This window comes from Gammaproteobacteria bacterium, assembly GCA_015709615.1.
Classification (GTDB): domain Bacteria; phylum Pseudomonadota; class Gammaproteobacteria; order Burkholderiales; family Nitrosomonadaceae; genus Nitrosomonas.
Window position 1 is genome coordinate 1,599,132 of the sequence record CP054179.1, and the last position, 15,014, is coordinate 1,614,145.

Genomic DNA, 15,014 nt, shown 5'->3' on the forward strand with positions numbered 1-15,014 from the left:
ACTACTGCACTCGGCCGTGCGACATCGAAATCAGGCTGAAAAGCCCACCCGTAAACCGCGCCTTCTCGTCTGATTCCGCCCGCCCTCGCTACTTTTTTACCGCTTCTAAGCTTTGGGCAACGGAAATACAACCGACTCCACAACCCCGCTCAACTCTTCAATTGTCACATCCTCACCAATTTGCTCGGCGCCGATTTGTTTAAGACGGGCAATCACTTGTTGCACCAGTATCTCCGGAGCGGAGGCGCCGGCTGTTATACCGATATTTTTCTTCCCGACAAACCACGACTCCTGTAATTGCTCGGCACGATCCACCATATATGCTTCGACATCGGCATTTCTCGCCACTTCACAGAGCCGGTTGGAATTCGAGCTGTTGGGAGAACCGACAACGATGACCAGATCACATTGATTCACCATTTTCTTAACGGCATCCTGACGATTTTGCGTGGCGTAGCAAATATCGTCTTTCTTAGGGCCGATAATCTGCGGGAACCTTCTCTTCAAAGCATCCACAATGCGCGCAGCATCATCGACCGACAATGTTGTCTGCGTTACATATGCCAGATTGCTTTCATCCTTAACTTTCAAGGTATCGACATCCATTTCGGTCTCGACCAAATACATGCCGTTGTCGGCACCTTCAATTTGCCCCATCGTGCCTTCAACCTCCGGATGTCCTTGGTGGCCGATCATGATAATTTCCTTACCTTCTTTGCGCATTTTGGCTACTTCGACATGCACTTTGGTAACCAGCGGGCAAGTGGCGTCAAATACTTTTAATTTCCGCTCAGCCGCTTCTCGTCTTACCGCATGCGACACACCGTGCGCACTGAAAATCAGAATGCTGTCTTGCGGCACTTCATCCAGATTCTCGACAAATACGGCCCCTTTTTTCTCGAGGTTCTCGACCACGAAGCGGTTATGCACCACTTCATGGCGTACATAAATCGGCGCGCCATGCATGGTTAACGCGCGTTCAACGATTTCAATCGCACGGTCCACGCCGGCACAGAACCCCCGCGGGTTCGAAAGTAATACTTTGATCATTTATTTATCCTCCAACAATGGACAGGCAATCTAAACTTACTCATCGATACAAGTTTAGGGTACTAAAATTAATTTTTCATACTTCTTGATAACGCCGGCTCAATGCAACGCGTTTTTCATACGCTTCCCGGGCAATTTGGATGTCTTCCAGAAATTGCGGTAATTCTTTCAGCAGCAACGCTTGCGGACCATCAACCAACGCCTTGCTTGGCACCGGATGAAAATCGACCAGCACCATATTAGCGCCTGCAACGATACCTTGCGCCGTGACATGCATAATATCCAAGATACCATCGGGTGAACCGGCACGGGTACCCACCGAATGAGACGGATCGATACAAACCGGCATGCGCGTCAGCCGTTTGACCACAGGAACATGCGAAAAATCGACAAAATTGCGATGCGGATCTCCCATATTAGTTTTCATGCCGCGCAAACCGAACACCACTTTGCGATTTCCTTCCGAGGCCAAGTATTCCGCCGCATTTAATGATTCATCCAAAGTAATGCCAAAACCCCGCTTAATCAAAACCGGGAAATTTTGCTGCCGACCGACGATTTTCAACAACTCAAAATTTTGTGTGTTTCTGGTTCCAATCTGCAGCATGACTCCGGTTGCATTTCCGGTTTGGTATAGCGCGTTGCGTATCTCTTCCAAATGCGATTCGTGCGTAATCTCCATGGCGATCACTTTTATCCCGTATTTTCCCGCCAGATCGAAAACATAGGGTAAGCAAGTTTTCCCATGACCTTGGAATGAATAGGGACTGGTACGTGGTTTGTATGCCCCCATGCGCGTACAAACTTGTCCGTACTCGCGCAATGTTTTCATCATAGTCTCAACGTGCTCGATGGTATCGACCGCACACAATCCGGCAAATACATTCAGTGAATCCTGGCCAAAACGGACACCGTTATAGTCGAAATGGGTTGGTCGGTCATCATTTTTGTGCCGCCCCAAAACCCGATATTCCTCGGAAACTCTGACTACGCGATCAACACAAGGAAGAGAACTAACTTCCTCAGCTGACAGTACCTTGGTATTACCGATCAGGTAGATTTCTGTTAATGTTTGTTCAGTGCCAGCTTCAGCATGAACGCGTGCCGATATCCCAGGAAAGTTGGCAATATGCGCCATCAACTGTTTATATTCCGGACTATCGTACCGGGTATTCGGAGTAAGGATTAGAATCATAAAATAATTTCAATAAGATGGTACCGACTTCCGGCAGACGATAAAACCGGCTCACGATTCTAACCGAAAATACCGCTGCTTACCATGACCCCGGCATGTTCCTATTGCTATAGTTTTTATCATGCCGACTGCGGCAAAACTAAGGAAGCGCTGATTAATTGACTGCACGAGCGAATCGCTTCGTTGCGCGGCACTCACTCCCTCGCCTATCTGACTCCCTAAAATACGCTCCATTTTTCCGCGCAATCTTGGCAAACTCCGCATGAGACAATTTGTCGCATAGCCATACTGTAAAATTTAAGCTAATGTTAGCAACTTTGCAGGCAGTCAAAGCAACACCATCCTAAATGTTCAGTGACCTCAGTCAATCCCCGCTCAGCAAAAATCTGCAGCGTTTGTTTCTATTGCGGAATATCGCTATCGCCGCCCAGTGCCTGACCTTTGCATTAGTGCACTGGACCATCGATATCGTCATTCCCTGGGCGCAAATGATCACCGTTGTCGCCGTGCTTGCGTTGTTAAATTTGTTGACATGGATCCGGCTGCATCGTAATTGGCCGGTATCTCATTTGGAATTTTTTCTGCAACTGCTGATCGATGTCTTGGCGCTCAGCACATTACTGTATTTCAGCGGTGGCTCAACGAATCCATTTATTTCATTCTTTTTGTTACCCATGACAATAGCCGCCGCTACACTGCCGTGGCGCTATACCTGGATTATGGCCATCATCACCATCGCCTGCTATACCTTATTACTGTTCAATTACGTGCCGTTACCGCACGACCACAACAAACATCTGGTTGAGTTTGCATTGCATGTATCCGGGATGTGGTTAGCCTTTGTATTAAGCACCGTCATCATCGCGTGGTTCGTCGTAAAAATGAGTTCATCCATTCGTGAGCGCGACCAAGATCTGGCGAAAGCCCGGGAACACGCGTTACGCAACGAACAAATTATTGCGCTGGGCACATTGGCCGCCGGCGCTGCGCATGAACTCGGCACACCGCTCTCAACCATGGCGGTTGTCGCAGGGGAGTTGCAGCAAGAATACACGCAGGATAAGGAATTCCAAAATAATGTCCACATCCTTCGCGATCAAATAGCGCACTGTAAACAAACCTTGACGCAATTACTCGCAAAGGCGGGACAAGCCAGAGCTGAGCATGGTAATGAATTACCCGTCGATATATTTCTGTCGCAGGTTCTCGATAAATGGAAGCTGATACGCCCATCGGTCAAATTTACGTATCAATGCACAGGTGAGCAGCCTGCACCCAGAATTATGGATAATCAATTATTAAGCCAATCCCTTTTGAACTTGCTGAACAACGCTGCAGATGCATCTTCCAAGTGCATTGAAATCAAAAGCCATTGGGACAAAAATCTGGAACTTAAGCTTGAAATTATCGATGACGGCAAGGGTTTATCCGCCGAAGTCATGCAGCGCGCCGGTGAAGCTTTCTTTTCCACTAAAGCGCCGGGGCAGGGCTTCGGTATCGGTTTGTTCCTCGCCAATGCCAACATTGAGCGATTTGGCGGCAGTGTTCGCTTGTTTAATCTTGAAAATGGCGGCGCTTGCACCCAGGTGATTTTACCGCTGATAGGATAGAAGAGAATGGCTGAATCCTCATTAACTGACGATAGCGAACATCCTAGTTTACTGATTGTCGATGATGATGTGGTTTTTTGCGAGGTATTGTCAAAAGCGCTCACCAAGCGCGGCTTTAGCATCGCCTGCGCGCATACGATCGACGATGCGTTGAACCTGGCTGAAACCTCAACCCCCGAGTATGCGATTGTCGATCTGAAATTATCCAGTGAATCCGGTTTGGTCTTGGTTGAGAAATTAAGAAATCTGGATCCGGGAACCCGGATTGTGATGCTGACTGGTTATGCCAGCATCGCCACTGCGGTGGAAGCGATCAAACTCGGTGCTACGCATTATCTCGCCAAACCCGTCGACGCCGATGAGATCATGGCTGCTTTTGAACGCACGGTAGGAGAAGCGAGTATCCCGATCAGCGCACATCCCTTATCGGTGGGGCGATTGGAATGGGAGTACATCCAGCGCATCCTCACCGAAAACGACAATAACATTTCGGTTACCGCCCGGATATTGAATATGCACCGCCGCACATTGCAGCGTAAACTTGCCAAACGGCCGTTGCGTGAATAAAAAAGCGCTATAAAAATTTCGCAATTATCCGGATATCCTGACCGATCATGCGTATATCCTGAATATCGAGTTTTTTCTTTTGTTCAAGGCACCTCAATTCCGGCAGCTTAATCATACCGAGCGCATCATCGCCGATCACATGCGGTGCAAGATAGATAATCAATTCATCCACCAACCCGGCTTCAACCAAAGCGCCATTGAGCCTGCCCCCAGCTTCCACCAGCACCTCATTGATCTCCAAATCAGCCAGTGTTGTCATCATTTTTTGCAGATCGACTGCACCACTGATATTGGGTAAAACCATCACTTGGGCATTCAGTTGACTAAGCGCAGCTTTTTTTTCCGGATCCCCAGTTTGAGCGGTAAAAATATACGTTTCTTCGCCATTTTGCAGCAAGCGTGAATCCAATGGAATTGCCAGACGGCTATCCACGACGATTTTCTTCGGCTGGCGATCTGTTTTGACGTAGCGGACGGTTAATTGCGGATTATCGAATTCTACTGTGCCGATACCGGTCATGACAGCGCATGAACGCGCACGCCAGCGATGCCCATCCTGCCGCGCGGCCTCACCGGTAATCCATTGACTGGCGCCGTTGTTCAACGCGGTCTTGCCATCCAGGCTTGCCGCTATTTTTAGCCGCACCCAAGGCTTCGTGCGCGTCATGCGGGAGATAAAACCGGCATTCAGCGTACGCGCCTCGGCTTGCAACAATCCGGTCTGAACACTGATACCCGCCTGTTGCAGTAAGGCACATCCGCGCCCCGACACCAGCGGATTGGGATCTTCCATCGCAACCACAACCCGCGCGATACCTGCCGCGATCAACGCATCGGCGCAAGGCGGTGTGCGCCCATGATGACTGCAGGGCTCCAATGTGACATATGCCGTCGCACCGCGCACTGCCGCTCCCGCAGCAACCAAGGCATTAATTTCCGCATGCGGCTGCCCGGTTTTCTCGTGCCAGCCGCTGCCCACAATCTGCTCATCGCGGACGATTACACAGCCGACGCGCGGATTGGGTGCTGTACTATAAAGTCCTTTCTCGGCCAACTGCAGGGCGTGTGACATGAATGCGTGATCGGCAGCGGAAAACATCCAGGCTGTTATTGCTACGGAATGATTGGGTTGATAGCGCTGACAGAAGAGCGCGCGCCGATGATCATCTGATTGCTTCAGGACACTTTCTTGGATGGCAATGGCTGATGCGGTTTTTGCACTTCCTTGATCGCATCACGAAAATCATCCACATCCTGGAAGCTTTTATAAACCGATGCAAAACGGATGTAGGCAACCTTATCGAGTTTATAAAGCTCTTCCATCACACTCTCACCAATGCTGCGCGAAGTTACCTCGCGCTCGCCCATGGCTAAAAATTTTTGCACAATCCGGTCAATCGCGGCATCGACATAACTGGTAGGAACGGGGCGCTTATGCAGCGCCCGTTTGAAACCTGTCAACAATTTATTTCGGTCAAATTCCGTACGGCTGCCGTCGTGCTTTACCACTTGCGGCAAACGTAATTCGACCGTTTCGTATGTCGTAAAACGCTTATCGCAAGCAGAACAACGGCGGCGGCGGCGAATCTTGTGGCCGTCTTCGCTGACGCGTGAATCAATGACATTGGTGTCATCTGCATTACAAAAAGGACATTTCATATACAGCTAAACGCACATTAACAACCTGAACAGACGGTTATTCATTCTGTTCAGGCCAATGCGGTTTATCCATAAACCGGAAATTTCGTGCACAGTTTTTTCGCCTCGTCAGCCACACGGGACAAAACTGCTGCGTCTTCCGGCGCCGCCAAGACATCGGCGATCAAATTAGCCAAATGCTCTGCTTCCAGCTCTTTGAAACCTCTCGTGGTTATCGCCGGTGAACCGACACGAATGCCGCTGGTTACGAACGGTTTCTGCGGATCGTTCGGAATCGCGTTTTTGTTAACCGTGATATGCGCATGTTCCAGCGATGCTTCCGCTTGCTTACCGGTCAGATTCATCGCCCGCAGATCAACCAGAAACATGTGACAGTCCGTCTGTCCGGAAACAATACGCAAACCGCGATTGGTCAGCACTTTCGCCATGACGCGCGCATTCTCGATGACTTGCTCCTGATAATCCTTGAACTCCTTACTGGCCGCTTCCTTAAACGCCACCGCTTTTGCAGCAATGACATGCATCAGAGGACCGCCCTGGGTTTGCGGAAAAATGGCGGAGTTCAGCGTCTTCTCATGTTCCGGCTTAGCCATGATAATACCGCCGCGCGGACCGCGCAGGGTTTTATGCGTCGTGCTCGTTACAAAATCTGCGATACCAACCGGGTTAGGATAAAAACCGGCGGCCACCAATCCGGCATAATGCGCCATGTCGACGAACAAGTAGGCACCCACCGCATCGGCAATTTTGCGGAAACGCTTCCAATCAATGACTCGCGCATAAGACGAAGCACCTGCAACAATCATTTTCGGTTTGTGCTCATGCGCCAATCGCTCCACTTCGTCATAATCCAGAATTTCAGTTTCCGGGTGCAAGCCATACGAAATGGAATTAAAAATCTTTCCACTCATGCTCACGCTGGAACCGTGTGTCAAATGGCCTCCATGCGCTAGCGACATGCCCAGCAGCGTGTCACCCGGCTTTAACACCGATAGATAGACGGCCGCATTGGCTTGCGAACCGGAATGCGGTTGCACGTTGACATATTCAGCACCGAAAAGCGCTTTTAAGCGGTCGATCGCTAGCTGCTCAACCTGATCCGCGAACATACAGCCGCCGTAATAGCGTTTGAACGGATAACCCTCCGCGTATTTGTTGGTTAGAACCGAGCCTTGAGCCTGCATGACCGCAGGACTTGCGTAGTTCTCCGATGCAATCAGTTCAATATATTCCTCTTGGCGCTGCATCTCGCCTTTAATCGCCTGCCATAATTCTGGGTCGACATTTTCTATTGTATGCTTCTGCGAAAACATGGTGATACCAATCCTTTGAAATTTTTTGAGAACCGAGAAAATTTGTATATTACCATTACCTGAAGAAACGCTGATAGGTGATCTCAAGTTAATGGAGTAAAAAATAAGGGAAGCTCTATTTTTATCGAGCCTCCCTTATTTTACTTGCTTTACTTGCAGGTGATTCGTATTGGATGTTTTAGGAAACTGTTCACTCTATCGCAGAATGAGAGTTTATTAATCAAATGATCACAGCTTCTTCTTCAAAAACCAGGAGTACTTTATCATTATCATCAATATCAACGGTTACCTTACCACCATTGACCAATTGTCCAAACAGCAATTCATCCGCCAATGCGCTACGGATGGTATCTTGAATAAGCCGCTCCATTGGGCGAGCCCCCATAAGAGGATCGAAACCATGTTTCGCAAGATACTTACGAAGTTTTTCCGTAAAGCTTGCCTCCACTTTCTTCTCGTGCAACTGAGTTTCCAGTTGGATTAAGAATTTATCGGTCACCTGCAAAATAATGTCTTGATCGAGCGGAGCGAACGAAATAATGGCATCAAGCCGGTTGCGAAACTCCGGTGTAAAAAGTTTTTTGATATCGGCCAGCTCATCGCCTGATGATTTCACTTGAGTGAATCCGATTGAAGACTTCGTCAAGGATTCGGCACCTGCATTCGTAGTCATAATGATGATGACATTGCGGAAGTCCGCTTTCCGGCCATTATTATCCGTCAATGTGCCATAATCCATGACTTGCAACAGGATGTTGAAAATATCGGTATGCGCTTTCTCGATTTCATCTAATAATAAAACCGAATAAGGGTGCTTGATTACAGCTTCTGTCAACAACCCACCCTGATCGTATCCGACATACCCTGGCGGAGCGCCGATTAAGCGAGACACTGCGTGACGTTCCATGTATTCGGACATATCAAAGCGATGCAAATGAATACCCAGGGCATAGGCTAGTTGTCGCGCGACTTCGGTTTTCCCAACACCGGTTGGCCCCGAAAAAAGGAAAGAGCCCACCGGTTTCCGCGGATTGCCTAATCCGCTTCGTGCCATTTTGATCGCGGCTGTCAATGCATTAATGGCATTATCTTGCCCAAAAACAACTGCTTTCATATCACGCCCCAATGTTTTCAATCGATTGCGATCGTTTGTCGAGATATTTTGCGGTGGAATTCGCGCAATCTTCGCTACCACAGTTTCTATTTCACTTTTACCAATGATCTTGCGTTTCTTCGATTTCGGCAACAAGCGCTGAGCCGCGCCTGCTTCATCAAGCACGTCGATGGCTTTGTCCGGCAAATGCCGATCATTTATATAGCGCTCGGAAAGTTCTGCAGCGGAAACCAACGCGCTGGCAGTATATTTAACCATGTGGTGCTGTTCATAACGCGATTTCAGTCCGCGCAAGATGGCTACAGTTTCATCAACACTGGGCTCATTAACTTCGATTTTCTGGAACCGTCTTGATAATGCATGATCTTTCTCAAAAATTCCGCGATACTCACTAAAAGTTGTAGCACCAATACATCGCAATTGACCTGAACTTAAAACCGGTTTCAGCAAATTCGACGCATCCAATACCCCGCCAGAAGCCGCACCCGCGCCAATCAGTGTATGAATTTCGTCTATGAACAAAATAGCGTTTGCATTATCAGTCAGCTGTTTTAGCAACGTTTTTAAACGCTGCTCGAAATCTCCGCGATACTTGGTGCCCGCCAATAAGGCTCCCATATCAAGCGAATAAATCTGGTGCTTTAAAAGGAGGTCGGGTACATCCTTTTCAACGATACGTTTTGCCAAGCCTTCCGCAATTGCCGTTTTACCCACACCAGCCTCGCCTACCAATAAAGGGTTATTTTTACGCCGTCTGCACAATGTCTGAATGACACGCTCAATTTCCTTTTCACGACCAACTAATGGATCAATCTTATTAATGAGCGCCAAGTGATTGAGATTTATCGTGTAACTTTCGAGCAATCCGCCGGAATTCGATTCATGCTCGGCATCCCCTTCATTTCCAGGTTTAGCATCATTTTCCTGCGGCATCTTTCGGATATTATGTGAAATATAATTCACCACATCCAGACGTGTCACGCCCCTTTGATGTAAAAAATAAACAGCGTGGGAATCCTTCTCACCAAATATTGACACCAATACATTAGCCCCCGTCACTTCCTTCTTTCCCGATGACTGGACATGCAATATGGCGCGCTGAATGACGCGCTGAAAACCTAATGTCGGCTGTGTATCGACATCTTCATTACCTTTAATCACCGGGGTATGACGTGCAATGTGGTCGAGCAATACTGATCGCAATTCTTCGATATCAACCAAACAGGCATTCAATACTTCCGCAGCGCTTGCGTTATCCAGCATTGCCAGCAGCAAATGCTCTACTGTAATGAATTCATAGCGCTTCTGTCTGGACTCCACAAACGCCATATGCAAACTGACTTCTAAATCGGGTGCGATCATCTCAGTTTTCCTCCATTACACACCTTAGTGGATGCTGATTCTTTCTTGCAAATTCGACCACTTGCTTAACCTTTGTACTTGCAATATCACTAGGGTATACGCCGCACACTCCAACTCCCTCCGTATGCACCTTTAACATTATTCGCGTTGCTTGCTCCTGATTCATAGAAAAAAATAGCTTCAATACCTCAATCACAAACTCCATCGGTGTAAAATCATCATTCAATAGTAATATTTTATACAGGGGAGGCGGTTTTTGCTTTACCCTCTCTTCTGCAAGTATAACGGCTTCTGAATTACTCTCCGTCATCTTTCTTTTTCCTATTTGATTCCAATTATAAATAATAATTAGTACAAAAATACTTCATCGCAGTAGTGACATATTTGACGATTACGACAAAATTTTCAAGTTTCTTAAGATAATTACCTAACTCGGGTATACAAATACCCTGTAACCTCTTGACTTTAACCCTGGATTTGCGTAAAACAGCAAATGGCGTTTGACTTCAAGTTTCAGCGGCACAAGTTTTATCCGTCAATAGTCTTGAAATTCAAATAGTATTAGGGTTTCCGGCCCAGTTTTTATATAGGAAGTAGAAATGGCAACAGGTACAGTAAAATGGTTCAACGATTCCAAAGGTTTTGGTTTTATTACTCCAGATGATGGCAGTGAAGATTTATTCGCGCACTTTTCAGCAATCAATATGTCTGGATTTAAAACCCTTAAAGAAGGTCAAAAAGTGAGTTTTGATGTCACTCAAGGACCGAAAGGAAAACAAGCCTCTAATATCCAATCCACTTAACTTTTATAAAATACTGGTTTAGGACTTATTGACAATAATAAGGTTTTAACCTGATGGCAAAATGCCTCTTCCTACAACAGAAGAGGCATTTTTTATCTTCAGCTTAAATAGTTAATCATCTCGTCGCCGAAAGCAGAGCACGAAACCTGCCTAGCGCCTGGCATTAATCGTGCGAAATCATAAGTGACTGTCTTATTCTGAATAGTAGTTTCCATCGCCTTGATCATCATATCAGCCGCTTCCACCCAGCCTAAATGCCGCAGCATCATCTCGGCAGATAATATAATCGAACCGGGATTGACCTGATCTTTCCCTGCGTACTTAGGTGCTGTGCCATGGGTTGCTTCAAAGATTGCGACGGAGTCGCTCAGATTAGCTCCTGGCGCAATACCGATCCCCCCAACTTGGGCAGCCAGTGCGTCAGAAATATAGTCGCCATTCAGATTTAAAGTAGCCACCACATCATATTCTTCCGGGCGTAATAAAATTTGTTGCAGAAAGGCATCCGCGATCACATCCTTGATAATAATTCCGCCTTTTTCCGGCGGCAATTTCATCCATGGACCGCCATCCAGCAGCTCTGCTCCAAATTCCTTGGCAGCTACTGCATAGCTCCATTTCTTAAATGCCCCTTCTGTAAATTTCATGATATTGCCCTTATGCACCAGTGTCACGGACCGGCGCTTATTGTCTATCGCGTACTGAATAGCTTTGCGTACAAAACGTTCCGTGCCTTCTCTTGAAACAGGCTTGATGCCAATACCAGAGGTTTGAGGAAAACGTATGCTCGTTACTCCCATATCTTTAACCAAGAAATTGATTACTTTTTTGGCAGCTTCAGATTCTGCTTCCCATTCGATGCCGGCATAAATATCTTCGGAATTTTCCCGGAAAATGATCATATCCGTTTTTTCCGGATTCTTTACCGGACTAGGCACACCACTAAAATAGCGCACAGGCCGCAAACAGATGTATAGATCCAGCTGCTGACGCAATGCTACATTAATCGAGCGGACCCCGCCCCCCACCGGGGTTGTGAGCGGACCTTTAATGGAAACTACAAATTCTCTTGCAGCTTGCAAAGTTTCTTCCGGCAACCACACATCGGATCCATAAATTTGCGTGGCTTTCTCACCCGCATAGATTTCCACCCAAGAAATCTTACGTTTTCCTCCGTATGCTTTCTCTACCGCCGAATCTACAACTTTGCGCATTACCGGAGTGATATCGATACCAATACCATCCCCTTCGATAAATGGAATGATTGGATTATCAGGCACTTTCAGTGAATTATCTTGACCGATCTGAATTTTTTCACCATCACGGGGTATCTTTATATGCTGATACATGGCATCTCCAAGTATTCAAATACAATTTATAATAAGTCCAAGCAACAGGTGATTTCTTGCAAAAACTATTCAACCGTACCACTCAACCGCATTACAAGAAAAAACCTTTTACTCTTGAATGGGCTTAAACTAGCTAAGCATTATACGTACAAACAGGATGCCTTTCCACGATAGACACAATAGAGACTGCATCCTTCACCAATGCCGATCCTGTTCTAATCAGAAAATTTAAAATAGCCATAAGCAATTCTTCTATAATGAATTTAAACATCCTCATACCCAATTTGTTCTGGCCTGATGCAGCACAGATCAATATTTATCATGAATTACCTGTTCATCACCTGGAAGCACTGTTGTCAAAGAGTGTTTTGACAACCAGTCCGGCACAAGAAATGGAAATCTGGCTGTGCCGGCAGTTTAATATCGCGCAGCAGCAAAATGATTGGCCTATTGCAGCGATTATGTTGCACATAGATGCCCCTGACTTAGCAACAGCAAATAAAGATTTCTGGATACGTGCCGATCCTGTCCATCTCCGCATTGAACAGAATCACATCATGTTAGCTGATAGCCAAGCTTTCCGGATCACTGAAGAGGAAGCTAAGGAATTGACACAAGCTCTAAATCATAATCTTGCTGACTACGATTGCATGCTCTTACCGTTACGACCTGACCGGTGGTATCTGCGGTTATCGAAAATACCGGATATGCGGACATATACGCTGGGGCAGGTCACATGCAAAAACATCAATAATTTCCTGCCATCCGGTATTGATAGCATTATATGGCATAAAATCTTCAATGAAATTCAGATGTTGTTGCATGAACACCCAATCAATCTGGCGCGCGAATCGCGCGGCGAATTAAGCATTAATAGCGTTTGGTTGTGGGGAGGCGGAAAATTGCCGCAATCGATTCGGTCGCCTTATACGCAAGTATGGAGTGATGATGATTTTGTCCACACATTAACGTTGATCAGTAACACCCAATATGCAAAGCTACCGGCGAACGCCGATGAATGGCTGATGACTCAACCGCAAGGTGATCATCTTGTAGTATTGGATTTACTTCGGGGAAAAGCCAAATACAGGAATGCTTATGGCTGGCGCGAAACACTTACAGCGATGGAAAAAGACTGGTTTTCTCCGTTACATACAGCGCTTAAGCAAGGAAAAATCAATCAATTGACGATTACAGCACTCGATGAAACTTCAACGCGAAATTTTACGCTTACTCGTTCAAACCTATGGAAATTCTGGCTTATTACCAAACCCCTTTCCGTTTACAGCGAAAAACACTAGCCTAAATCAAAATGAACATTTTAACGGCGCCATCTCCGCACATACCCCAATCACCATCATGAATCTCAGCTCTCCGAAATAAGGAATTATCATGCAAAAAACTCCTTTATTTGATAGCGTTAAGTCCTATTCAGCAATTTGTATTGCGTTGACTCTCGCTGCCATCCTGATAGCTGACGCTTATTTTAACGGCGCAATCGCGCCGCATTGGCGAGCCGTATTGTGGTTCTCGCTAATTTTCACAATGCTGATCACAATCATACAGATAGTACGCGCAGAGAAACATACCCGGAATCTTTCCGATCAACTCGCTATCAGCAAGGAAAGACTAGGAAACGAGATTAAACACCGGTTATGGGCTGAGAAAACCGCCGCCGAGAATAAAATAAAATCACAGTTCATCGATGAAAATATTCCGGTCATGCTGGCTTATTTCAATACCGATCTGCGCTGCCGCTACCACAACCGGATATTCCGCCGCTGGTTCGGATTAAAACCGGATCAAATCGACGGCCGGTTTCTGAAAGAATTCTCCACTGAAGAATTTTTCTCCGACATTCAAAACCGGATTGAAGAAATCATGTCCGGAAAAACCATCCATAACGAACGCGTACTTAAGTCAACCAAAGGCTTTCCTTATCTTTTCACGGAACAATACCTGCCGCATCTGGATAGTAAGGGAAAGGCGATCGGCTTCTATACGTTGCACACGCCTCGAGCACAGGAAAAAAACCGCGCCTCTGCTACAAAAAATACGAAAATAGAAAATGTTCCCAAACCGGAAGCGAAGAAATCCAGAGCAATAGAGAATAAAAACGATGCAACCCTTCAATCCGGCACACAGACATCAAAACCGAGCGTTACAGCAACTCGCATTGCGCAGGCAATCGAAAGTGGTGAATTTAATCTATATTGCCAAAAAATCCTCCCTGTCAAACCTACCGCCGCCTCTTCTTCGCACTATGAGATTCTGATCCGTATGCACGAAGAAGAAAATAATCTGATGCCGCCAGGCTCGTTTCTGCCGCTGGTTGATCAATTCAAAATGATGCCGAAACTGGATCGCTGGATAATTAATCACATCGTCCAGTGGTTATCGACTCACTCGAAAGCCAATCCGGTATTCTATTTGAATGTTGCCAAAGATACTTTAAGTGATCAGGCTTTTCCCGGTTTTATTCAAGGTTTATTAAAAAGAACGGGCGCTCCTGCTTCCGGCCTTTGTTTTGAAATCGAAATCGCCGATGCAGAAGCCAATTCCGCTGATACCAGCGCGTTTGCCAACAAGGTCCGTGAACTCGGATGCCTGGTGTCACTGTGCAGTTTCAGCGAGAGCCTCGAATCATTCAGTCTGCTCAATAAAATAAAAGTTGATTACGTAAAAATCGATGGAGGCATCGTCTGCAATATTCTTCGCGATGAAGATGAATTGGTTAAAATAAAAAATATTAATCAATTCGCTCATGAAGCGGGAATCCAAACAATTGCTGAGATGGTTGAAACGGATGACATCACTGCAAAGCTGCAGGAAATCGGAGTGGATTTCGCGCAAGGATTCGGTATTGCCAAACCGCATCCATTCAATGATCTTGAATCTATCAGTTAGTACTTTTTACGCATCTATAAATAGAAATAAAAAAGGCGCAATTAACTCAATAATTGCGCCTTTTTTCAGATCTTAAATTCTTTAC

Annotated in this window: 13 protein-coding genes; 5 read left to right on the plus strand and 8 right to left on the minus strand. The window is 46.4% G+C overall.

The features are described from left to right. Positions 1–105: 105 nt before the first annotated feature. A complete protein-coding gene (gene ispH / locus HRU77_07780) occupies positions 106–1,050 on the minus strand; it encodes a 4-hydroxy-3-methylbut-2-enyl diphosphate reductase (protein ID QOJ20601.1) in 945 nt (314 codons plus the stop codon). A gap of 76 nt (positions 1,051–1,126) precedes the next feature. After that, positions 1,127–2,245 carry a 3-deoxy-7-phosphoheptulonate synthase gene (locus HRU77_07785; GenBank protein ID QOJ20602.1) on the minus strand — a complete coding sequence of 373 codons (1,119 nt, stop codon included), beginning with the start codon at positions 2,243–2,245 and terminating at the stop codon, positions 1,127–1,129. Between the two features lie 347 nt (positions 2,246–2,592). On the opposite strand from HRU77_07785, the gene HRU77_07790 reads away from it, so the two are divergent. Further along, positions 2,593–3,855, plus strand: a complete 1,263-nt coding sequence (locus tag HRU77_07790; GenBank protein ID QOJ20603.1) for a HAMP domain-containing histidine kinase — start codon at positions 2,593–2,595, stop codon at positions 3,853–3,855. Between the two features lie 6 nt (positions 3,856–3,861). Further along, positions 3,862–4,422: a response regulator transcription factor gene (locus HRU77_07795; protein ID QOJ20604.1), complete on the plus strand. Its 561-nt coding sequence runs from the start codon at positions 3,862–3,864 to the stop codon at positions 4,420–4,422. Between the two features lie 7 nt (positions 4,423–4,429). On the opposite strand, the gene ribD is transcribed toward HRU77_07795, so the two are convergent. From ribD to clpS, 5 genes are all read right to left on the minus strand, one after another. Then, the gene (ribD, locus tag HRU77_07800; protein QOJ20605.1) at positions 4,430–5,521 is read right to left on the minus strand and encodes a bifunctional diaminohydroxyphosphoribosylaminopyrimidine deaminase/5-amino-6-(5-phosphoribosylamino)uracil reductase RibD; all 1,092 of its coding nucleotides are present in this window, start codon (positions 5,519–5,521) and stop codon (positions 4,430–4,432) included. Positions 5,522–5,598: 77 nt separating this feature from the next. After that, positions 5,599–6,081 carry a transcriptional repressor NrdR gene (gene nrdR, locus HRU77_07805; protein ID QOJ20606.1) on the minus strand — a complete coding sequence of 161 codons (483 nt, stop codon included), beginning with the start codon at positions 6,079–6,081 and terminating at the stop codon, positions 5,599–5,601. Positions 6,082–6,146: 65 nt separating this feature from the next. Then, positions 6,147–7,394 carry a serine hydroxymethyltransferase gene (locus HRU77_07810; GenBank protein QOJ20607.1) on the minus strand — a complete coding sequence of 416 codons (1,248 nt, stop codon included), beginning with the start codon at positions 7,392–7,394 and terminating at the stop codon, positions 6,147–6,149. A gap of 220 nt (positions 7,395–7,614) precedes the next feature. Next, entirely contained in the window at positions 7,615–9,870 is a 2,256-nt protein-coding gene (clpA, locus tag HRU77_07815; protein ID QOJ20608.1) for an ATP-dependent Clp protease ATP-binding subunit ClpA, read from the minus strand. Between the two features lies 1 nt (position 9,871). After that, on the minus strand, positions 9,872–10,180 hold the full coding sequence (gene clpS, locus HRU77_07820) for an ATP-dependent Clp protease adapter ClpS (protein ID QOJ20609.1): 309 nt from the start codon (positions 10,178–10,180) through the stop codon (positions 9,872–9,874). A gap of 289 nt (positions 10,181–10,469) precedes the next feature. On the opposite strand from clpS, the gene HRU77_07825 reads away from it, so the two are divergent. Next, complete coding sequence (locus HRU77_07825; protein QOJ20610.1) at positions 10,470–10,673, plus strand: cold-shock protein; 204 nt, start codon at positions 10,470–10,472, stop codon at positions 10,671–10,673. A gap of 98 nt (positions 10,674–10,771) precedes the next feature. On the opposite strand, the gene icd is transcribed toward HRU77_07825, so the two are convergent. Continuing rightward, positions 10,772–12,022: an NADP-dependent isocitrate dehydrogenase gene (icd, locus tag HRU77_07830; protein ID QOJ20611.1), complete on the minus strand. Its 1,251-nt coding sequence runs from the start codon at positions 12,020–12,022 to the stop codon at positions 10,772–10,774. A gap of 257 nt (positions 12,023–12,279) precedes the next feature. On the opposite strand from icd, the gene HRU77_07835 reads away from it, so the two are divergent. Next, positions 12,280–13,323, plus strand: a complete 1,044-nt coding sequence (locus tag HRU77_07835; GenBank protein QOJ20612.1) for a phosphoglycerate mutase — start codon at positions 12,280–12,282, stop codon at positions 13,321–13,323. Between the two features lie 91 nt (positions 13,324–13,414). Further along, a complete protein-coding gene (locus HRU77_07840) occupies positions 13,415–14,929 on the plus strand; it encodes an EAL domain-containing protein (GenBank protein QOJ20613.1) in 1,515 nt (504 codons plus the stop codon). Positions 14,930–15,014: the final 85 nt, after the last annotated feature.

Bases quoted from the DNA above. Each gene is read 5' to 3' on its own strand.
- ispH (QOJ20601.1), bottom strand. From the start codon at position 1,050: ATGATCAAAGTATTACTTTCGAACCCGCGGGGGTTCTGTGCCGGCGTG.
- HRU77_07785 (QOJ20602.1), bottom strand. From the start codon at position 2,245: ATGATTCTAATCCTTACTCCGAATACCCGGTACGATAGTCCGGAATAT.
- HRU77_07790 (QOJ20603.1), top strand. From the start codon at position 2,593: ATGTTCAGTGACCTCAGTCAATCCCCGCTCAGCAAAAATCTGCAGCGT.
- HRU77_07795 (QOJ20604.1), top strand. From the start codon at position 3,862: ATGGCTGAATCCTCATTAACTGACGATAGCGAACATCCTAGTTTACTG.
- ribD (QOJ20605.1), bottom strand. From the start codon at position 5,521: ATGTTTTCCGCTGCCGATCACGCATTCATGTCACACGCCCTGCAGTTG.
- nrdR (QOJ20606.1), bottom strand. From the start codon at position 6,081: ATGAAATGTCCTTTTTGTAATGCAGATGACACCAATGTCATTGATTCA.
- HRU77_07810 (QOJ20607.1), bottom strand. From the start codon at position 7,394: ATGTTTTCGCAGAAGCATACAATAGAAAATGTCGACCCAGAATTATGG.
- clpA (QOJ20608.1), bottom strand. From the start codon at position 9,870: ATGATCGCACCCGATTTAGAAGTCAGTTTGCATATGGCGTTTGTGGAG.
- clpS (QOJ20609.1), bottom strand. From the start codon at position 10,180: ATGACGGAGAGTAATTCAGAAGCCGTTATACTTGCAGAAGAGAGGGTA.
- HRU77_07825 (QOJ20610.1), top strand. From the start codon at position 10,470: ATGGCAACAGGTACAGTAAAATGGTTCAACGATTCCAAAGGTTTTGGT.
- icd (QOJ20611.1), bottom strand. From the start codon at position 12,022: ATGTATCAGCATATAAAGATACCCCGTGATGGTGAAAAAATTCAGATC.
- HRU77_07835 (QOJ20612.1), top strand. From the start codon at position 12,280: ATGAATTTAAACATCCTCATACCCAATTTGTTCTGGCCTGATGCAGCA.
- HRU77_07840 (QOJ20613.1), top strand. From the start codon at position 13,415: ATGCAAAAAACTCCTTTATTTGATAGCGTTAAGTCCTATTCAGCAATT.